This is a genomic window from Bacillus sp. FSL R5-0560 (assembly GCF_037966305.1).
Classification (GTDB): domain Bacteria; phylum Bacillota; class Bacilli; order Bacillales; family Bacillaceae; genus Bacillus; species Bacillus mojavensis.
Genome location: NZ_CP150195.1, coordinates 2,893,724 through 2,913,977 on the forward strand (window position 1 = coordinate 2,893,724; position 20,254 = coordinate 2,913,977).

20 protein-coding genes are annotated in these 20,254 nt (G+C 46.5%); 6 read left to right on the plus strand and 14 right to left on the minus strand.

What is annotated here, in order from left to right:
* Positions 1-10: 10 nt before the first annotated feature.
* From polX to zapA, 3 genes are all read right to left on the minus strand, one after another.
* On the minus strand, positions 11-1,723 hold the full coding sequence (polX, locus tag NST56_RS15335) for a DNA polymerase/3'-5' exonuclease PolX (RefSeq protein ID WP_103671721.1): 1,713 nt from the start codon (positions 1,721-1,723) through the stop codon (positions 11-13).
* Positions 1,724-1,796: 73 nt separating this feature from the next.
* Positions 1,797-2,330, minus strand: coding sequence for a CvpA family protein (locus NST56_RS15340; RefSeq protein WP_010335220.1), 534 nt, complete (start codon positions 2,328-2,330; stop codon positions 1,797-1,799).
* Positions 2,331-2,336: 6 nt separating this feature from the next.
* A complete protein-coding gene (zapA, locus tag NST56_RS15345; protein ID WP_010335221.1) occupies positions 2,337-2,594 on the minus strand; it encodes a cell division protein ZapA in 258 nt (85 codons plus the stop codon).
* A 133-nt stretch (positions 2,595-2,727) separates the two neighbouring features.
* Between zapA and rnhC the strand changes: the two genes are divergently transcribed.
* Positions 2,728-3,669 carry a ribonuclease HIII gene (gene rnhC, locus NST56_RS15350; RefSeq protein WP_268445530.1) on the plus strand — a complete coding sequence of 314 codons (942 nt, stop codon included), beginning with the start codon at positions 2,728-2,730 and terminating at the stop codon, positions 3,667-3,669.
* A 36-nt stretch (positions 3,670-3,705) separates the two neighbouring features.
* Here rnhC and pheT read toward each other — a convergent pair whose 3' ends face one another.
* Both pheT and pheS read right to left on the minus strand, forming a co-directional pair.
* Positions 3,706-6,120 carry a phenylalanine--tRNA ligase subunit beta gene (gene pheT / locus NST56_RS15355; RefSeq protein ID WP_339177566.1) on the minus strand — a complete coding sequence of 805 codons (2,415 nt, stop codon included), beginning with the start codon at positions 6,118-6,120 and terminating at the stop codon, positions 3,706-3,708.
* 15 nt (positions 6,121-6,135) lie between these two features.
* Positions 6,136-7,170, minus strand: a complete 1,035-nt coding sequence (pheS, locus tag NST56_RS15360; protein ID WP_059335559.1) for a phenylalanine--tRNA ligase subunit alpha — start codon at positions 7,168-7,170, stop codon at positions 6,136-6,138.
* Between the two features lie 83 nt (positions 7,171-7,253).
* Here pheS and NST56_RS15365 point away from each other — a divergent pair, with 83 nt between their 5' ends.
* Positions 7,254-7,502, plus strand: a complete 249-nt coding sequence (locus NST56_RS15365; RefSeq protein WP_081720845.1) for a hypothetical protein — start codon at positions 7,254-7,256, stop codon at positions 7,500-7,502.
* A 24-nt stretch (positions 7,503-7,526) separates the two neighbouring features.
* Here NST56_RS15365 and NST56_RS15370 read toward each other — a convergent pair whose 3' ends face one another.
* Positions 7,527-8,273, minus strand: coding sequence for an RNA methyltransferase (locus NST56_RS15370; protein ID WP_168748483.1), 747 nt, complete (start codon positions 8,271-8,273; stop codon positions 7,527-7,529).
* 120 nt (positions 8,274-8,393) lie between these two features.
* On the opposite strand from NST56_RS15370, the gene sspI reads away from it, so the two are divergent.
* From sspI to NST56_RS15390, 4 genes are all read left to right on the plus strand, one after another.
* Positions 8,394-8,609 carry a small acid-soluble spore protein SspI gene (sspI, locus tag NST56_RS15375; RefSeq protein ID WP_010335228.1) on the plus strand — a complete coding sequence of 72 codons (216 nt, stop codon included), beginning with the start codon at positions 8,394-8,396 and terminating at the stop codon, positions 8,607-8,609.
* Positions 8,610-8,677: 68 nt separating this feature from the next.
* Positions 8,678-9,784, plus strand: coding sequence for a sugar diacid recognition domain-containing protein (locus NST56_RS15380; RefSeq protein WP_339177570.1), 1,107 nt, complete (start codon positions 8,678-8,680; stop codon positions 9,782-9,784).
* A 103-nt stretch (positions 9,785-9,887) separates the two neighbouring features.
* Positions 9,888-11,300, plus strand: a complete 1,413-nt coding sequence (gene glcD / locus NST56_RS15385; protein ID WP_339177572.1) for a glycolate oxidase subunit GlcD — start codon at positions 9,888-9,890, stop codon at positions 11,298-11,300.
* Positions 11,297-12,631 carry a (Fe-S)-binding protein gene (locus NST56_RS15390; RefSeq protein WP_339177575.1) on the plus strand — a complete coding sequence of 445 codons (1,335 nt, stop codon included), beginning with the start codon at positions 11,297-11,299 and terminating at the stop codon, positions 12,629-12,631. Before glcD ends, NST56_RS15390 begins: the two co-directional genes overlap by 4 nt.
* A 37-nt stretch (positions 12,632-12,668) precedes the next feature.
* On the opposite strand, the gene NST56_RS15395 is transcribed toward NST56_RS15390, so the two are convergent.
* The 8 genes from NST56_RS15395 to NST56_RS15430 all read right to left on the minus strand — a co-directional run bounded on the left by NST56_RS15395 (position 12,669) and on the right by NST56_RS15430 (position 20,222).
* Entirely contained in the window at positions 12,669-13,052 is a 384-nt protein-coding gene (locus NST56_RS15395) for a VOC family protein (protein WP_010335233.1), read from the minus strand.
* 33 nt (positions 13,053-13,085) lie between these two features.
* On the minus strand, positions 13,086-14,882 hold the full coding sequence (gene cstA / locus NST56_RS15400; protein ID WP_339177578.1) for a carbon starvation protein CstA: 1,797 nt from the start codon (positions 14,880-14,882) through the stop codon (positions 13,086-13,088).
* 110 nt (positions 14,883-14,992) lie between these two features.
* Entirely contained in the window at positions 14,993-15,886 is an 894-nt protein-coding gene (locus tag NST56_RS15405) for a DUF4097 family beta strand repeat-containing protein (protein WP_339177581.1), read from the minus strand.
* Positions 15,883-16,437 (minus strand): DUF1700 domain-containing protein, encoded by a 555-nt coding sequence (locus NST56_RS15410; RefSeq protein ID WP_326190963.1) that lies wholly within the window; start codon positions 16,435-16,437, stop codon positions 15,883-15,885. The genes NST56_RS15405 and NST56_RS15410 overlap by 4 nt, the downstream gene beginning before the upstream one ends.
* The gene (locus NST56_RS15415; RefSeq protein ID WP_003222447.1) at positions 16,434-16,760 is read right to left on the minus strand and encodes a PadR family transcriptional regulator; all 327 of its coding nucleotides are present in this window, start codon (positions 16,758-16,760) and stop codon (positions 16,434-16,436) included. Before NST56_RS15415 ends, NST56_RS15410 begins: the two co-directional genes overlap by 4 nt.
* A gap of 153 nt (positions 16,761-16,913) precedes the next feature.
* Positions 16,914-18,416 (minus strand): alpha-L-arabinofuranosidase AbfA, encoded by a 1,503-nt coding sequence (abfA, locus tag NST56_RS15420; protein ID WP_339177585.1) that lies wholly within the window; start codon positions 18,414-18,416, stop codon positions 16,914-16,916.
* Between the two features lie 18 nt (positions 18,417-18,434).
* Positions 18,435-19,280 (minus strand): arabinose ABC transporter permease AraQ, encoded by an 846-nt coding sequence (araQ, locus tag NST56_RS15425; RefSeq protein WP_026014752.1) that lies wholly within the window; start codon positions 19,278-19,280, stop codon positions 18,435-18,437.
* Positions 19,281-20,222, minus strand: a complete 942-nt coding sequence (locus tag NST56_RS15430) for a sugar ABC transporter permease (protein ID WP_010335239.1) — start codon at positions 20,220-20,222, stop codon at positions 19,281-19,283.
* Between the last annotated feature and the right edge of the window lie 32 nt (positions 20,223-20,254).

A 20,254-nucleotide genomic window follows, 5' to 3' on the forward strand; every position in this document is an offset into this window, starting at 1 on the left:
GCCTCCTTACTTAATCGTTGCGCTTCAGGAATGCCTGTACGTCTTCAAGCGACCGGGCATTCAGGACGTTTTTCGTTTCCGTCCAGCCTTTGCGCGCGGCAGTGACGCCGGTTTTCATATCGTTTAACATCTCGATGTTATGGGCATCGGTATTAATGACCAATGTAACCCCTTGTTCATTTGCTTTGATTAAATGCTCTGTCCGCAGGTCAAGACGCGCAGGGTTAGAGTTGAGTTCAAGCGCCGTATTTGTTTTCTTCGCGAGCTCAATCAGTTTGTCGATATCGATTTCGTAACCGGCACGTCTGCCGATGAGGCGTCCGGTCGGATGTGCGATAATGTCGACATGCTTGTTGGTCAGTGCCGTCTCAAGCCGCTTCATAATGACGTGCTCCGGCTGATTAAAGCTTGAATGGATTGATGCAATGACAAGATCCATTTCCGCCAGCACATCGTCATCATAATCAAGTGTGCCGTCAGGAAGAATATCCATCTCAACGCCTTTAAAAATACGGAAGTTCTCAAATTCAGCATTCAGCGCGTCAATTTCTTTCGCCTGCTGCTTGAGCCTTTCAGCAGTCAGCCCGTTGGCGACCTTTAAATATTGGGAGTGATCAGTGATGGCCATGTACTGATAGCCTTTTTTCATGCATGCTTCAGCCATTTCCCTGATCGAAAAGGCACCATCGCTCCATGTGGAGTGCATGTGGAGATCGCCTTTAATTTGCTCGTGCTCTATGAGTTCAATGCTGTCATTGTAGGTTTCCACCTCTTGTCCGCTTTCACGGAGTTCCGGCGGAATCAGGGGCAAGCCGAAGTGTGCGTAAAATTCCCGTTCGCTCGGGAAGGTTTTGATTTCTCCTGTTTCAACCGTCTCGACACCGTACTCACTGATCCGTTCGCCGCGTTCTTTTGCTATTTGCCGCATTTTGATATTGTGGTCCTTCGATCCCGTAAAATGATGAAGAGTTGTCGGGAATTGTTCTTCCGTCACGAGACGGAAATCGACACTGGTTTCATATTCAAAGGAAAGAATGACGGATACCTTCGTGTCTCCGCTGGCAATGACGCTTTTGATGTTTGGCAGCGCAAGCAGCTGCTCTCTTACTTCAGCGGGATGATCCGTCGCAATAATATAATCCAGATCTTTGACGGTTTCGCGTGCTCTTCGGAGACTTCCGGCACGGGAATATTTGATGATGTCTGTCAATCGAGAAAGATGCTCTTCAATTTCCCGCGCAACCCGGAGCGCATAGCCAATCGGAAAACGTTCAGGCTGTTTTCCGGCTTCCCCGAGCGCCTGCAATATTTTTTCTTCTGATTTCTTGCCGAATCCCGCAAGCCCTTGGACTTTCTGCTGCTCGCAGGCTTCCTTCAATGATTCTGCATCATGTACGCCGAGCTCTTTATACAGCTTTGCGATTTTTTTGCCGCCGAGCCCCGGCAGCTTCAATAAAGGCACCAGCCCTTCCGGCACCTCCTGCTGCAGAGATTCGAGCGTACTTGACTTTCCTTCATCTATATATTCTTTTATGACGCTGTACGTGCCTTTCCCAATACCGGACAGCGACATCATGTCGTCCATTTCTGATAAACTGCGGTCGTCCTGTTCCAGGGCTGCCGCTGCTTTTCGGAATGCCGAAACTTTAAACGGGTTGTCCCCTTTCAGTTCCATGTAGACTGCAATGGTTTCCAGCAGCCGGATAATATCTTTTTTATGCATAGAATAAACCCCCAGACCTTCACATATGTTTCCATCATACTTGAAAAAAACTTCTCCGGACAAGAGAAGTTTTTTATCCTCCGTATTGCGTCCAGAGCTCCTGTAAAAGCCCTGACAAATACGGTGTATGGTTAATCATGACATTTGCGAGAGACGATTGCCCCATCATTTGCTGTAAGCCGTCTATCGGAAGTACGGAAGCAACATACAGAAGCACAAATGTAAATAAATAGACTTCCAGAAAACCGAGAACAGCGCCGAGCATTTGGTTGATTTGTTTAATCACAGGAATGCTCGCTATAATACTTAGGAATGAGCCGATGATTCTCAGTAAGATTTTAGCGATCATAAACAGAACGACAAATGCAATCGCATTATAATAGGCTGCTTCCAAATTTCCCGAGAAAAAAGAAAACGCTGGCTGTCCCGCTGAAAAATCGGGCGCGGGAATCCACTTCAAATGCGGCGCGACATTCTTATAGAATAAAGACGCAAACGCGATCGAAAGAATAAAGCTCGTCAAGCGGATAAACTGGAGGATAAAACCGCGTTTTAATCCCAGTAAAGTCCCCATCAGGAGCAAGATTAAGATGATGATATCTAGCATAGTTGTTCAATCCTTTTCTTTAAGCTGACGCTCCAGTTTTTCATATTCCTCTTTTAATTTCACATAGTCATGCACCACATTTACCGCTGTCAGCACTGCAAGTTTATTTATATCAAGATATGGATTTTTTTGATTGATTTCTCTCATTTTATCATCAACAATTCCGGCCACATATCTCATATGGGCTCTGCTTTCTTCACCGATAATAGTGAAGTGCTGGCCGTAAATGTCAACGGTTGTTTTCGTTTTTTCGCCGTCAGACAACGTTTCTCCTCCATTCCGTGAGAATCCTAGTTCCTATCATAACACGTTTATTAATTGAATGGAAAGACGAGCCTCCCGCTGTTATGATACACTGGTAGATACAGCGAAACGTGTAAAAAAAGGAGATTATTACGTGTCCCATTCTGTGATAAAAGTACCAATGTCTGCTATTGACCAAATGAAAACAGCGTATAACAGTTCACTTACTGCATCTGTGCCGCAGGGTGCCATTTTTCAGGCAAAACCGGCAGGCTGTACCATTACAGCCTATAAGTCAGGTAAGGTATTGTTTCAGGGAAAAAACGCAGAGACAGAATCTGCCCGCTGGGGAACTGCTGAGCCGCAGGAAAAGAAGAAAACACCAAAAAAGCCGGCTGATTCACGCTACGCCCCTCCCACAGACATCGCAGGCATGTCTGTCATCGGTTCTGACGAGGTCGGAACCGGAGATTACTTTGGACCAATGACGGTTGTGTGCGCATACGTTGACAAAACAAAGCTTCCTTTAATGAAGGAACTCGGTGTAAAGGATTCTAAACACTTAAAGGATCCGCAAATCATTGAGATCGCCCGAAGCCTGATCAAAACCATTCCGTACAGCCTGCTCGTTTTAAAAAACGAAAAGTACAACAGCATGCAGGAAAGAGGCATGAGTCAGGGAAAAATGAAAGCTCTCTTGCATAATCAAGCCATTACCCATCTTTTACGAAAAATGGACGGAGTAAAGCCTGAGGCGATCCTGATCGACCAATTCGCCGAGCCCGGCGTCTACTACAACCATTTAAAGGGAAGAGATATTGTACAGGAGCGCACCTATTTCAGCACAAAAGCTGAAGGCATTCACCTGTCAGTCGCTGCTGCATCGATTATTGCGAGATATTCCTTTTTAATGGAAATGGATAAGCTTTCGCGCGAGGCGGGGATGACACTGCCGAAAGGGGCCGGCCCTCATGTAGATGAAGCGGCCGCCAAACTGATCATCAAAAAAGGGGTACCCGCTCTCCGAACCTTTACAAAGCTTCATTTTGCCAATACCCAGAAAGCGCAGCGCCTGGCAGATAAAAAACGTTCATAGAAAAAAGCTTGCAGAGAATCTCTGCAAGCTTTTTTATTAGCCTCTCAATACGGCCTGATAAGTGTTTTCCAACGCTTTCAGGACTTTGGCGTGCGCTTTTGTCACTTCTTCTTCAGTCAGCGTTTGCTCTGGATTTACATATTGGAGTGAGAAAGCGACTGACTTTTTGCCTTCCTCCATATGCTCGCCTTCGTAGACGTCAAAGACGATTACTTCTTTCAGAAGCTTCCCGCCCGCCTCTTTGATGACGCTCTCGAGCTGGCCGCTTGTCACTGATTTATCTGTCACAAGCGCGATATCACGTGTCACAGACGGATATTTCGGAATCGCCGTGTACACGAGCGGCGCCGTGTCTGCTGTAAGCAGCGTGTGAAGATCAAGTTCGAACACGTACGTTTCTTTAATATCCAGTTCTTTTTCCAGTGAAGGATGGACTTGGCCAATAAAGCCGATAAGAGAACCGTTTAAAAGAATATTCGCAGTTCTGCCCGGGTGCAACTGTTTTCTTTCTGATTGCACAAATTCAATGCTGTCCAGGACGTTCAGTTTATCTAACAGCCCTTCTACAATTCCTTTTGCGACAAAGAAATCGACTGGTTTTTTCTCGCCCTGCCACAGATGCTTGCGCCATAAACCGGTTACCGCACCTGCCACGCGCTCCGTTTCAACAGGTTTCGTATCCTCTTCCTTCGTCAGGAAAACGGAACCGACTTCGTACAATGCAACCGAATCAGTTTGTCTTGCCAGGTTGTAAGAAACGGATTCAAGCAGATTCGGAACAAGGCTGTGTCTGAGAATGCTTCTTTCTTCACTCATTGGAAGCGCAAGGACAGTGTTAAACGATTTTTCAATCGCAAATGCCGCCGCTTTTTTCTCGTTTGTTAATGAGTAGGTAATCGCTTGTGATAAGCCGGCCCCTTCTAGGAAACGTCTGACTTTACGGCGTTTTGCCTGGTAAGGCGTCAATCCGCCTGTAGTTCCCGCTGTTTCAGGAAGTGTGGACGGAATGTTGTCGTAGCCGTACAATCTTGCCGCTTCTTCAACCAAATCCTCTTCGATTCGAATGTCACCTCGGCGTGATGGAACAGTCACAACGAGCAAGTCATTTGCTTCTCCGACAGTAAAGCCAAGACGCTTATAAATGCTGATCAGTTCTTCTTTGCTGATCGTCATGCCGAGAACGCTGTTCACCTTGTCAGCCGATACATGAATGTTGTTTGCTTCGATTGTGAGATGGTCTTCTTCAACGGTTCCGGCAAGCACTTCACCGCCGGCATACAGGTGGATCAGCTGTGCCGCGCGTTCTGCCGCAAGACGCACACGCGCAGGATCAATGCCTTTTTCGAATCTTGCACTCGATTCACTTCTCAAACCAAGATCTTTTGAAGCCTTGCGAACCGTCTGCCCGTTGAAAAACGCAGCTTCAAGCAAAATCGTTGTTGTGTCTTCCCGAACTTCTGATTCTGCTCCTCCCATGACACCAGCAACAGCTTGTGCTTTAGACCCGTTTGTAATGACAAGGTGATCGGCAGACAGTTTTCGTTCTTGATCGTCAAGTGTTAAAATCGTTTCATTTTCAACAGCTTTTCTGACGACGACTTCCTTAGAGCCGAATCTGTCATAATCAAACGCGTGAAGCGGCTGTCCATACTCCAATAAAACAAAATTTGTGATATCAACGACGTTGTTATGCGGGCGAATGCCTGCATTCATCAGCTTTGTCTGCATCCAAAGCGGTGACGGAGCAATTTTTACGTTTTTAATGATTTTTGCTGCATACAGCGGATTTGCTTCCCGGTCTTCAACTTTGACAGAAATGTAGTCTGACGCTTGTTCTGAAGCGACTGGGTAATCCGTTTGCGGAAGCTTTACCTCTGTGTCTAAAATCGCCGCAACCTCATAAGCAACTCCAAGCATGTTCATCGCATCGGCGCGGTTCGGTGTTAAACCGAGCTCTAAGACAGCATCATCAAGCTGTAAAGCCGCTAACGCATCACTTCCTGTTTCAACATCATTTGGGAAAACGAAAATGCCTTCCGCATATTCCTTCGCCACAAGCTTGCTTTCAATACCGAGCTCTTGTAAGGAACAGATCATGCCGTTTGATTCTTCGCCGCGAAGCTTGGCTTTTTTGATTTTGAAATTGCCTGGAAGCACCGCTCCGACTGTAGCGACTGCAACTTTTTGCCCTTTATCCACGTTTGGCGCGCCGCAAATGATCTGTACAGGTGCCTCCGCTCCGATATCTACAAGGCACTTATTCAGCTTATCGGCGTTTGGATGCTGCTCGCGCTCCAGCACATGGCCGATGACAACGCCTTTAATGCCTTCCCCTTTATACTCAATTCCTTCAACTTCAATACCGGCTCTTGTTATTTTCTCAGCAAGAACAGCCGGATCCATGCCTTTTAAATCAACATAATTCTCTAACCATTTATAAGAAACAAACATTCTAGCATCCTCCTCTTACGCCTGTTTAAACTGCGAAATAAATCTGACATCGTTTGTGTAGAAGTGGCGGATATCATCGATGCCGTATTTCAGCATCGCGATGCGCTCAACACCCATTCCGAACGCAAAGCCCTGATATTCCTTCGGATCAAAGCCGGCCATTTCCAGCACATTCGGGTGAACCATGCCGGCGCCGAGGATTTCAATCCAGCCTGTTCCTTTACATACAGAGCAGCCGTTTCCTCCGCACTTAAAGCACGTTACGTCTACTTCTACTGAAGGCTCGGTAAATGGGAAGAAGCTTGGGCGCAGTCTGATTTCACGGTCTTGCCCGAACATTTTTTTCGCAACGAGTTCAAGGGTTCCTTTTAAATCACTCATGCTGATGTTTTTATCAACAACGAGCCCTTCAATCTGCATAAATTGGTGAGAGTGCGTTGCGTCATCATTATCGCGGCGGTATACTTTTCCAGGGCAAATGATTTTAACAGGCCCTTTGCCTTTGTGCTTTTCCATCGTCCGTGTCTGAACAGGAGAGGTTTGCGTTCTCATCAGCATTTCCTCTGTGATGTAAAAGCTGTCCTGCATATCGCGGGCAGGGTGTTCTTTCGGCAGGTTAAGCGCTTCGAAGTTGTAGTAATCCGTCTCGACCTCAGGGCCTTCTTCAACGGTATAGCCCATGCCGATAAATAGATCTTCAATCTCTTCAATGACAACAGTGAGCGGATGGCGTCCGCCGATTGCGACAGGATTACCCGGGAGTGTGACGTCAATTGTCTGTCCCGCTAGCTTCTGTTTCATTTCTTCTTCCTCAAGCTTTTCGTTTTTAGCTGCAATCGCATTGGCGATTCGTTCTCTTACCTCATTGGCAAGAGCGCCCATTTTCGGACGCTCCTCCGCAGAAAGCTTGCCCATTCCGCGCAGCACTTCTGTGATCGGCCCTTTTTTTCCGAGATATTGAACCCGAATATCATTGACAACCTTCAATGAGCTTGCCGCTTCTACTTGATCTAAAGCTTCTTGTTCCAGCTGTTTTAGCTTTTCTTCCATTTTGCATCCTCCTTTTATGTAAACAAACCGTTATATGTCTTTGGAAAACAAAAAAACCCGCCCCTTGTAGGACAAGGGACGAGTTGTGGCCGCGGTACCACCCTTATTTCAGACAGACTGATGCTGTCGTCAGCTTCATTGACATAACGGAATCAGATTCCGGTTCACCTTTACGCGCAAGCTGCGCGGTCCCGGTGACAACTCGAGAGGCGAAACCAATTTCCGGCTGCATTAAAAATGCTCTCAGTCTGCGGCATTTTCTCCCTGGAAGGCAGTTGATCAGAAATCGAGATCCTCTGTCACGGTTTTTCAAATATTATGTTCTATTATAGTGAAATACTCCGCTCGGCGCAACACTATCCTCGCAAGTGGTACACCAGGATAGCCGCCGCAATTGCAACGTTCAGTGATTCAGCCTGCCCGTACAGCGGAACGTACAGGTTCAAATCTGTTTTTTCCAGCAACCCTGCATCCACCCCCGCCCCTTCATTGCCGACGATTAAAGCAAATGAACCGGATGGTGAAATGTCCTGGTAAGGCGCCCCGTTTTGCAGTGCTGTGCCGTACACTTTTACGCCCTCTGCTTTTAATTCATCCACGTATGATTGTAAATTTCTTCTCACAACAGGAATGTGAAAATGGGAGCCTTGCGCGGACCGCAGCGTTTTTCCGTTAAACGCATCCGCCGTGCCGTCACCGAGCACGACCGCATCCAAACCGGCTGCGTCCGCCGTGCGAATCATCGTGCCGAGATTCCCCGGATCTTGAACAGCGTCAATCAGCAGCACACGTTTAGGCGACGCGAGCTTTTCTTCCGGCATATGGCAAACAGCGGCGATCCGCTGCGGTGTTTCCGTTTCTGTTACAGCTGAAAACGCGTCTTCGCTCAGCACGTAGCACTGAATGCCTATATCAAGGTTCGGCGGGATGTCCGCTTCATCCTTGACAAGGATTTCTTTCACCGCACCCGGGCTCTTTAAGGCTTCTTCAACAAGGTGTTCTCCTTCAATCAAATAGGTATTCGTTTTTGTTCGTTCTTTTTTTGTATGAAGTTTTTTCCAATCCTTCACTTTTTGGTTTTTTGCCGATTCTATTTGTTTCACTGTCTGTGTGGCTCTCCTTTTTTTAACATGATGTTATTATATCGCAAGAACAGCACATAATAAACCGGGTGCGGGGTTAGAATATACGTATTACATTTTAGAAAAAAAGGAGCGCTTCATATGGATCTTAATTTACGTCATGCCGTCATTGCCAATGTAACGGGCAATGATCAGGAGCAGCTTGAGCACACAATAGTGGACGCGATTCAAAGTGGTGAAGAAAAAATGCTTCCGGGACTCGGCGTTTTGTTTGAAGTCATTTGGCAGCACGCATCCGAGAGTGAGAAACAAGAAATGTTAAAGACGCTGGAAGGCGGATTAAAACCTGCCCAATAGCCATCAAAACCGGGTGACAGCGCCCGGTTTTTTTCTTATATAATAAAAACATGAGGGGGATCGCCGCCATGTTTTTACAACCGCTGTTAGCGAAAAAAATCATTGCCGAAGTGAAAAAAATGTACAAACGTGAAGTCATTATTGTCAGCACAGACGGCCTCATTATGGCAAGCACAAATGATGAGCGAGTCGGGCTATTTCATGAAGGAGCGCTCATCTGTGCGAAAGAGAAACGCAATGTGATCATTACAAAAGAAGATGAAAAGAGACTCAAAGGGGTAAAGGCGGGGTTGAACCTCCCCGTATTTTCTGAGCGTGATGTCATCGCCGTGTTTGGACTGACGGGAGAGCCTGCTGAGATTCAGCCGTATGGAGAGCTGCTCAGGAAAATGACAGAGCTGTTCATTAAAGAATCGTGGCATTTGGAGCAGACCCAGTGGCGCGAGAGAATGCTGGAATCCTTTATGATCGACTGGCTGCAATTAAAAGAATGGTCTCCGGGTTTTCTCGAAAAGGCGCAGATTCTTGGCGTTGACCTTACCTCCCTCCGCCAGGTGATCCTCATTCAAGGGCACGAATGGTCTCCCGGCGATATTGATCAAATGGCACGCGCCTGGAAATCAGTGTTTCCATCCGATCTATTCATCAGATGGGGAAATGAACGTATTCTGATTAATCACGAAGTGCCGAACCATGAACAAAAGGAGCAGCTTTTGCGGCAAATTCAGCTTATTTGTTCATTGGCTGAACGCCTCGGAAACAGCCGAGCAGCTTCCGGCGTTGGGAGGGCTGTCAGCGGCTCCGGCCTGCCGCAGTCATATGAACAGGCTGAAAAAGCGCTGGCCGTCAGCCTTAAACGCAAAACAGCCGTATGTGAGGAAGATCTTAAGCTTGACATGTGCCTGACTGAGATCAGCCCGGGCACACGACATGAATTTCCGCAAAGAGTGCTCCAGGAAGCGCTCCGAAACGAAGAGCTTATGAATACGATACGAACGCTCTTCCATCACGATTTGTCCCTGAAAAAAACGGCTGAAGAGATGCATATACATATCAACACGCTCCGCTATCGCATGTCAAAGGCTGAACAGCTGACGGGTTTAAGCTTTCAGCGTACAGAGGACATCGTCACGATGTACGTCGCGCTTTATTTTTTAGATCAAGATACAAAATAGAGAGAGTTTCAGTTTCATATTTTGTATATTTCTCCATAGAAGGCTTCTCTTTTTTTCCTTTACAATAGATTGAAAGCGTTTTTTGACAGGGGGATGGGTGAACATGATCACCAAAGACGTAAAAGAACAGCTGATCCAAATCGTCGGACCGGAAAACTACGATGACTCGAAAGCCGGCCGTCTCGTGTATTCATATGATGCGACACCGCAATTTCAGTCTATGCCGGATGCTGTGATTGCGCCGAGAGATACACATGAAGTATCACGTATTTTGAACATTTGCAGTGAGCATCGTGTGCCGATTGTTCCAAGAGGATCGGGGACAAACCTGTGCGGGGGCACGTGCCCCACTGAAGGCGGGCTTGTTCTTCTCTTTAAACATATGAATCAAATTCTTGAGATTGACGAAGAAAATTTGACGGCCACAGTCCAGCCTGGCGTGATTACCTTGGATATGATCCGTGCGGTTGAAAGCAAGGGATTGTTCTATCCGCCTGATCCGAGCTCTATGAAAATATCAACCATCGGAGGAAACATCAATGAAAATTCCGGCGGTCTTCGCGGCTTAAAATACGGCGTCACCCGTGACTACATCATGGGGCTGGAGGTTGTTTTGGCAAACGGAGATATGATCCGCACCGGCGGAAAGCTTGCAAAGGATGTAGCCGGGTATGATCTCACGCGCCTTTTTGTCGGCTCAGAAGGGACACTCGGCATTGTGACAGAAGCGATTCTCAAACTCGTGCCAAAGCCAGAAACAAAGAAGACGCTGCTCGCCCTTTATGAAAATATTGATGCTGCTGCTCAAACGGTGTCAGCCATTATTGCCGAAAAAATCATACCGGCTACGCTTGAATTTCTCGATCAGCCTACCCTTTTGGTGATTGAGGATTATGCCAAGATCGGCCTGCCGACAAATGCGAAGGCGGTTCTTTTGATCGAACAAGACGGGACAGCTGAAACCGTGGCTCGTGACATGGAAAACATCGAGGCAATTTGCAAAAAAGGCGCTGCCGTCTCCGTTCAAACTGCACAGACAGATGAGGAAGCATTCGCCCTCACTGAAGCCCGGCGTTCAGCGCTTTCTGCACTTGCCCGCTTAAAGCCGACCACCATTTTGGAGGATGCCACTGTACCGCGTTCAGAAATCGCGAATATGGTGAAAGCCATTAATGACATTGCCGCGAAATACGATATTTCGATCTGCACCTTTGGCCATGCCGGGGATGGAAACCTTCATCCAACATGCACGACAGACATAAGAAATAAGGATGAAATGGAGCGAGTCGAACAGGCTTTTGCCGAGATTTTTGAAAAAGCGATTGAGCTTGGCGGCACGATTACCGGGGAGCACGGGGTCGGGGCCATGAAAGCGCCTTACTTGGAAATGAAGCTGAAAAAAGAAGGTATCGCCGCGATGAAAGCAATAAAAGCGGCTTTTGATCCAAAAAACATCTTAAACCCGGGCAAAGTGTTTGCGAAAGATGCCAGAAAACGTGTGGTGACGGAAAGATGACAACAGAAAAAGAAATGAAACAGATCCAACGTGAGTTTAAAGAGCGTATGGATGAGAGCGAACTTTTGAATTGTATGCGCTGCGGATTCTGCCTGCCTTCTTGCCCGACCTATATCGAATCCGGTTTTCAGGAATCTCACTCGCCGCGCGGGCGAATCGCCTTAATGAAAGCAGTCGCCGACGGTGTGATTGAACCCGATGAAGATGTCGAGCGTTCACTGTCTCTTTGCCTCGGCTGCCGCGCATGTGAACCGGTATGCCCATCAGGCGTTAAATACGGACAGCTGCTGGAGGAAGCAAGAGATATTATCCACCAAAATAAAAAACACTCGCTCAGCACACGTGTGATGAGAAAAGCGGCTTTTCAGGAGCTCTTTCCGCATCAAAACCGGATGCGTTCGGCTGTGAGTCTCATCGGTTTGTACCAGCGGTCAGGGCTGCAGGCAGCTGTGCGAAAAACCGGCATGCTCCGTATTCTGCCTGAGCATTTGCGCACGATGGAAGCCGTTCTTCCGGATGTGCCTAAACGTGAAGAAATGAAGCAACGGCCGCGTTTATTGCCGGCGGCCGGCCCAGCTAAAAAAAGGGTCGCCTTTTTTTCAGGCTGTTTAATGGATACGATGTTTTTGCCGACAAACAATGCCACGCTGAAACTGCTGCAGCTGGCAGGCTGTGAAATTGTCATCCCGCCTGAGCAGGCATGCTGCGGCGCACTGCATGGACACAGCGGTGAAAAAAATGCAGGACAGGAGCTTGCGAAACAAAACATAGCCGCGTTTGAAGCGCTAGACGTAGATGCTGTCATTACAAACGCGGGCGGTTGCGGAGCCTTTCTCACCGAATACGGCCATTTGCTGAAGGATGACCCCGAATGGGCGGAGCGGGCTGTTTCATTTGTTAAGAAGCTAAAAGATTTTTCATCCGTTTTGATTGAGCTTGATTTTCACCAGCAAGACTTGCAGTTTGAGACACCGAAGCTGATTACCTATCAAGATTCGTGCCACTTGAGAAATGTAATGCATACATCTTTGGAGCCCCGAAAGCTTCTTCAAAGCATCAAGGGAGCTGAATTCAGAGAAATGGATAAAGCGGACAGCTGCTGCGGATCAGCGGGAATTTACAATATTGTCGAAGCAGACATGTCAATGAAAATACTGGATAGTAAAATGGCTGCTGTCAAAGCAACTGAAGCAGCGGTCATTGTGACCGCCAATCCAGGCTGTCTTTTACAGATGAAGCTCGGCATTGAACGAGAGGGATTAAGCGGCAGGGTTCGAGCTGTTCACCTTGCTGATTTGCTATTGGAAGCCGCCGGGCCGCTAACATCATAAGAAAGCCCAAAACAGTGTCTGTTTTGGGCTTTGTGCTTTATTCCATCGGACTGCAAATTTCAATATAATGTCCGTCGGGATCGGCGATATAAGCGACCGTCTGTCCCCATGGCTTCACTTTAGGCTCCCCGATAATGGTTACACCGTGTTCTCTTACTTTTTTGATGACCGCTTCTACATTTTCAGTGACAAACCCGATTTCAAATGTTTGTGAAGAAACGGGTGTTTCCGGTATCTCTAACGGCGTCATTTCCTTGACACTTTCTCGTGTATTGAGCGCCAAAATGGTCGAGCCGGTATCAAACTCTACATATGTGCCGTGTTCTGCGCGGATCGGCAGCCCCAAAATATGCTGATAAAAATGAATCGAGCGCTGGCTGTCCGATACATACAGGATGATATACTTCATTGATAAATTCATATCTTTTCCCCCTTAAGGTTTCCATTTTTCCTTCTATCCCGGTATAGAGGCTTCCATTCTTAAGCTAGGATCTCTCCACATCTGCGCCCATTTTTTCACTGCCGCCACGATAATGATGAAGCCTAACAGCAGCATGATGATAGATAAAACGCCATTCAGGACACTGTACCCCGCAGCGTCTGGATTAAGATACACATAACGCACCATCCAATAGCCCGCGTAATTCACAGTCACATATAAATAGGCGAGCGGAATGAGGCAGGTTAGGATATAACGGCGTTTGTCGGCGATTTTCAGCACAATGGTTGCACCGATAATCAGACCTACTGAAGCCATCAGCTGATTGGATACGCCAAACAGCGCCCATATGGATCCGATATCACCTGAGTAAAGCAAATAGCCCCACATAAAGCAGGCAAGCGCACTGGCAAATACAGCTCCGGGAATCCAGTCCGTTTTCTTCAGCGGCTTATACACCTCTCCGAAGAAGTCCTGAATCAAATAGCGTGCCACACGCGTGCCGGCGTCGATCGCCGTTAAAATAAACACTGCTTCAAACATAATGACAAATTGGAAAAAGTATGAGGCTAGATGGCTGAAAAACGGAATTCCGGTAAAAATATAAGTCATTCCCACAGCAAGCGTGACGGCTCCCCCTGTTCTGCCTTCTAAGTCCAAACCGATGTCCCTGCTCAAGTCAGGCAAATGCACAACATCCATGCCGAGCGTACGGAAAACCTCAGGCGTGCTGTTGATCGCAAAGTAATCTGCAGGCTGCAATGCAGTCGCCGCAATCAGCGCCATAATGCCGACAAGACACTCAACAAGCATTGCACCGAAAGCAACCGGCTTCATATCACTCCATTTATTAAGCATTTTCGGCGTGGTGCCGGAACCGACAAAGGCATGAAACCCCGAGATCGCGCCGCAGGCTATCGTAATCGAGATGAATGGCCAGACAGGACCCGCAAGCACCGGCCCGCCGCCTTTTACAAACTCCGTAAAAGCCGGAAAAGGAATGGACGGATTCACAACAAACACACCCGCAATTAAAGCGATAAACACACCGATTTTCATAAAACTGCTTAAATAATCGCGCGGTGCGAGCAACAGCCAGACCGGCAGCGCCGCTGCAAAAAATGCGTAAATCGGCAACGCAATTGCGAGCGTTTTCGTATCAAGGGTTAACAGATCACCAAATGCGGTAGTCTGCACCCAAGGGCCGATAAACACTCCAGCCATTAAAAATATAAAACCAATAGAAGACGCCAGCTTTAAATTCCCTGTTTTCTTATACAACAAGCCGACGCCCATCGCAATCGGTATCGTAATCCCTACAGCAAAAGTCCCCCACGGATTCCGTTCAAGCGCATGCAGCACAACCATCGACAGGCCCGCCATCGTAATGGTAATAATAAACAGCATCGACAGGCCCGTACAAAAACCGGCAACAGGACCAAGCTCATCCTTCGCCACTTCTGACAGTGACTTTCCGTTTTTACGCATTGACGCGAACAGCACAACAATATCATGAACGGCTCCACCTATCACCGCCCCGATTAACAGCCATAATAATCCCGGCAAATAACCGAACTGCGCCGCGAGAATCGGTCCGACCAGCGGCCCGGCCGCCGCAATGGCCGCGAAATGATGACCGAATGAAACCCATTTATTCGTAGGCACATAGTCTTTTCCATCCTCAAGCGCATGTGCAGGCGTTGGCTTTTCATCATTCACTTTGAGAACCTTCACCATCATAAATGTTCCGTATAAACGATAGGCGATAGCCAATATACACATTGACGCTATCACAATTGTAACCGCATTCATTTCTCCCCAACCCCTTTGCTGTTTTCATAAATATATCATAATTTCATGGTGAAAAGCGGTCATTTTTTCCTATACAAAAAAGCCGGCTTGAATGGGCCGGCTTGAGGCTGTTAGTTTAATTCAAAGTCTCCTGATGTTGTACGAACGTTTAAAAGATTAGAGGTTCCGCTTTCACCCATATAGCCTGTAATACGAAGATCTGATTTTTCTTGATACATGATTTGATCTAAATTAACTGACGAATCACCTGAGTCAGTCTGAAAATCTACTGCCAAAGATGCCGGTTCTTTCTGATACTCTACGGACACATCTCCGCTCGTTGTATTGATGCTGATGTCTTCGTTCTTTTGCCCCTGAAGAAGATCAATATCCCCGGAGGTTGTCTTATAGCTCATCTTTTTAGATGTTGTGCGGCTGCTTTCTATTGATCCGCTTGTTGTCTTTACCTCACCTTGCCCCAATGAATTTTGGTCTGCTTGAACATCTCCGCTCGTTGTTTTTACCGTCATCTCGTTTTCAATGCGTGAGTCCTTCAGCTCAATATCTCCTGATGTAGAGTCAGCCGCTGATTGATCCATTTGCACATTTTCAATCAGAATATCGCCAGAGGTTGTCGTTACGGTTATCTCATCATACTTCTTTTCCGGAATAATGATTGTGATTTTCATATCCTTTTCGCTGTTCCACGGTATAAAGGAGATGCTATTCCTGTGCTCTTTTTGATTAATCGTTAACGATTTGCCATCTTGGCTCACATCGAACAGCTTTTTACTTTTATCACTGATTTTTCCTTGAGCAGCTACCTGAATATCATCTGTTTGTCCGCTTTTGACCTCTGCATTCATCGAGCTCGTTGTTACCTTAATTTTTTTAATATCTGCAGCATCATAGGTTTCTTCAGCTTTCACCTCTTCATTTGTAAAATCCGAAGCAGCTGCAGAGATGACAGCTCCGATTACCCCAACTGCAAATACTGCCATCAATCCAATTATGATCTTTTTCATGCCTGCGCCCCCGTCACTAGCTTTAGGTTGTATCTGATATATCGTAAACTCATGCTATACAGCAGCTTGCCTAAATACCAAAGCCCTATACAAGATAGCAGTCCCAGACTGCCAAATGCGAGCGATAAAAAGAACTCCAGCATCATGTGCGTATTCGTATGAAACATTACCATACCTACAAACATAATCGGTGACACAGAAAGTGCAAGCGCCGCCCCGCATAGACCCACGTACACTCCAAAAATGCCAATAGCCGGTCCCAGCACGAAAATCAAATTTAACATGCTTATCGCTGCTGCTGAACACACCATGTGAAAGAGGTTCTTCTTAGGGCGCTGCACTGCTGGAGCAGTTTCCGTGACATCTGGAACCAATTCCTTTGCAATTTGTTTTGGAGAGCCGAGTTCCCTGATGATATCAGCTTCTAGCCTGCCTTCTTTCATCCCTTCGGTAATATGTTCTTCAAAATCAAATAAGATCTCACTCCGCTCTTCTTCAGAAAGCGGCTGTAACGCTTTACTTAACTCCTGTAAAAACAATTCTTGATTCATCGTTCTCCTCCCCTTGCCGCATCAATGATTTGATTGACAGATGCTGTGAACTGATCCCATTCTGCCAGCAGCAATTTCATTCGCATGAAACCAAGCTTTGACATCGTGTAATATTTTCTGGCAGGCCCTTCGGAAGACGGCGCCATATATGTTTCTAAATACTCTTCTTTCGTCAGTCTTCTGAGTAGAGGATATAAGGTGCCTTCTGCAATCGCCATGTGCCTGGAAATGTTTTGAGAAAGCTCATATCCGTATTGGTCTTTTTCAGATATTAATACGAGCACACATAGCTCCAATGCTCCCTTTTTAAATTGAGCATTCATCATAAGATCCTCCTTGAGGCTTTTTCATTTTGTTTATTTTTTCCACCGGTTAACCATATCGTAACACCTACTATTGAACATTACAAGGTACTGAATCATATCCAATGTAAAAAAAAACAAAAACCGGAGAGTGATCTCCGGTTTTTGTTTCTCTTATGACTGTTTTTTCAGACGGATCACATTCCATGAAAGCGGCGTGAAATGTGCAGTTAAGCCGTTCTCGCTGACGGAAGACGTTCCGTTGGAATGCGGGGTGACATTTTTTCTGTTATGCAGGTTTGTCGCTTTGATGTCCTGATGCTCAAGTACGATGTGCTCTGCGATTTGATACGATTCAAAGCCTCTGAGGGAAATCTCAGTTTCCATCTGCTCTTCAGCTTTGTTTACCGCAAAAATGGTGAGTGTTTCTTCCTCTTCGGAGTACACAACAGCAGCGTCAACATACGGCACATCAGTAAAATCAGCGCAGTCATACTTCGGTGAAGAAATAAGCGGTTTCAGTGACTCTCCTCGGCCGTAGACAGAAGCATGCATGTACGGATAAAAAATCGGCTGTCTCCATGCTTCTCCGCCTTTTTCCGTCATGATCGGCGCGATGACATTCACAAGCTGTGCAAGACACGCGATTTTCACACGGTCTGCGTGCTGCAGCATCGTAATGAGCAATGAGCCCACCAATAAGGCATCTTCAAAATTATAAATGTCCTCTAAAATCGGACGCGCAGTAATCCACGGCTCGACTTTTTTATCAGCTTCATTTGAGTGATACCATACGTTCCATTCGTCCAGAGAGAGATTGATTGTTTTCTTGCTGCGTGTTTTTGCTTTTACATAGTCACAGGTTGCAGCGACAGATTTAATAAAATGATCAAGATCCATAGAACGGGCCAGATAGTTTGGCAGATTGTTATCCCGGTTTCCATAATACGTATGGAGAGAGATATAGTCTACATGCTCATACGTATGCTCCAGCACCTTCGCTTCCCAATCGATAAACGTCGGCATGCCGCTGTTTGAGCTGCCGCAGGCAACGAGTTCAATTGATGGGTCAACCCATTTCATGACCTTGGCAGTCTCCGCCGCTAGCCGTCCGTATTCGTCAGCGGTTTTATGCCCGATCTGCCACGGGCCGTCCATTTCGTTGCCTAAGCACCACGTTTTGATGCCGTACGGCTGTTCATAGCCATGCGATCTTCTCAAATCACTCCAGTAAGAGCCTTTCGGATGGTTGCAGTATTCTACGAGATTGCGGGCAGCATCTATCCCTCGCGTGCCGAGGTTAACAGCCATATTGACTTCTGTGTTCACCTTTTTTGCCCAAGTTAAAAATTCATTCGTTCCCACTTCATTGGTTTCTGTCGTTTGCCATGCCAAGTCAAGGCGTCTCGGGCGGTTCTCGACAGGTCCGACGCCATCCTCCCAATTATACCCTGATAAAAAGTTTCCGCCCGGATAGCGGATGATCGGAACCTGCAATTCCTTGATCAACGCCTGAACATCCTTACGAAATCCGTTTTCATCAGCCTGAGGATGATCAGGTTCATATATACCTTCGTATACAGCACGCCCCATGTGCTCGATGAACGACCCGTAAATCCGTTTGTCGACTTCACCAATTTTATATTCTTTGTCCACAATCACTTTCGCTTTTTTCATTACACGTTTCCTCCTTCATTATCCTTTGACTCCGCCTACTGTCAGACCGGAGATAAAGTACTTTTGGAAAAACAAGAAAATGATAATCACCGGCAAGATGGCAAATACTGAGCCGGATATGAGCATGTCGTAGTTGTTTCCGTAAGGGCTAAGCAAGCTGGAAAGCCCGATTGGAAGCGTAAACATTTCTTTAGACCGAAGCACAATCAAAGGCCATAAGAAGTTGTTCCAGCTGTTTAAAGACTGGAGAATGATCATCGCTCCGAATGCCGGTTTCATCAGAGGCGCCATAATCCTGAAAAAGATGCCGAATTCCGTGCATCCGTCCATCCTCGCTGAATCCAGCAGGTCTTTTGGAAGGCCGAGTGCATATTGCCGGAAAAAGAAAACAGCTACCGGCGAAACGATAAACGGCAAAATGACACCCGTATACGAATCGATCAAATGCAGCCCGACTGTAAGCTTAAACAACGGGAGCATCATCACCTCAAGCGGGACCATCATAATAATCAGCACAAGAACAAAAATAATATTTCTTCCTTTAAATTCATAAACCGCCAGTCCGTACCCGATCATCGAAGAGAAAAACAAGGTTAGCACTGTCGTTAATAGACCAAGCACAAGGCTGTTAAAAAACCATTTAAAATAAATGCTGCCGCCGTTAAACAAAAATGTATAGTTATCAAGACTCATCACTTTTGGATCAATGTCAACATTCAGCCCCACCCGTAAAAGCTCAGATGATGGCTTTAATGATCCTAAAAGCAGACAGAAAATCGGGAAAATATACAACAGGCTCAGCATGATAAAAAATAGAGTAAGCGCGATTCTGTACACCCGAAACTGAGGACTGTGCCGCAACATTTACCCCTCCCCCTTAAACGAGCCTGACAGTTTTAATGAAATCAGGCTGACAACAAGTATGACAATCAAAAGCACAATGCCAATGGCCGCCCCGTATCCCATTTCATTGTAAGCAAGGCCCTGCTGATACAAATATCCGACAAGCGTCAGGCCGATATTACCCGGGGAATTATTTTGCCAAAGGACGTAGCTTTCCTCAAACATCCTGAACCCGCCAATGATGCTGATGGTTAAGACATAGACGGATACAGGCTTCAGAAACGGCAGCGTAATGTGCATAAATTTTTTCATCGTATTTGCTCCGTCAATATCAGCGGCTTCGTACAGCTCTTTCGGCACATTTTGCAGTCCGGCCAAAAAGTAAAGGATGTTGATCCCCATCCATCTCCACGAAGCAAGCAGCACCATCAAAAACATGCCGGTATGTTCATTGTTCATCCAGTTCTGCGGTGAAAAGCCGAGTTTGAGTAAGATGGAATTGGCCAGAGACGTTTCCATTTCTCCAAAGATTAGACGAAAAATAATCCCTGCCACAATGGTGGAAGTCAATGCCGGAATGAATAGTGCTGATTTGAATATATTTCTAAACTTGACCAGCTTTGAATTCAGGAATATGGCCAGAAGCAATGGAACTGGAATCAGCACAATCAGCGTCCAAAATGTATACTCCAGCGTATTAAAAAGGGCGGTATAAAACGTCGGGTTGTTAAGCGCGGTGTAATTGGATAACCCGACAAACGTCACCTCTCCAGGCAATATTCTTTGAAAGCTCATGATGAAGACACTAATGATGGGGTATAGAAAAAAAACAAGAAAGGATAATACAAATGGCGCTGTAAACAGATAAGGCGCCGCTTTTTTCGAATAAAAAATACCTCGCCAGCCTGATTCTTTCGCAGCCGAAGGAACGGGATGAGCCGTTCCCGTTTTCACAGGTTTCATGAGAACCTCCCCGCTTTCACTTTTTGAATGGG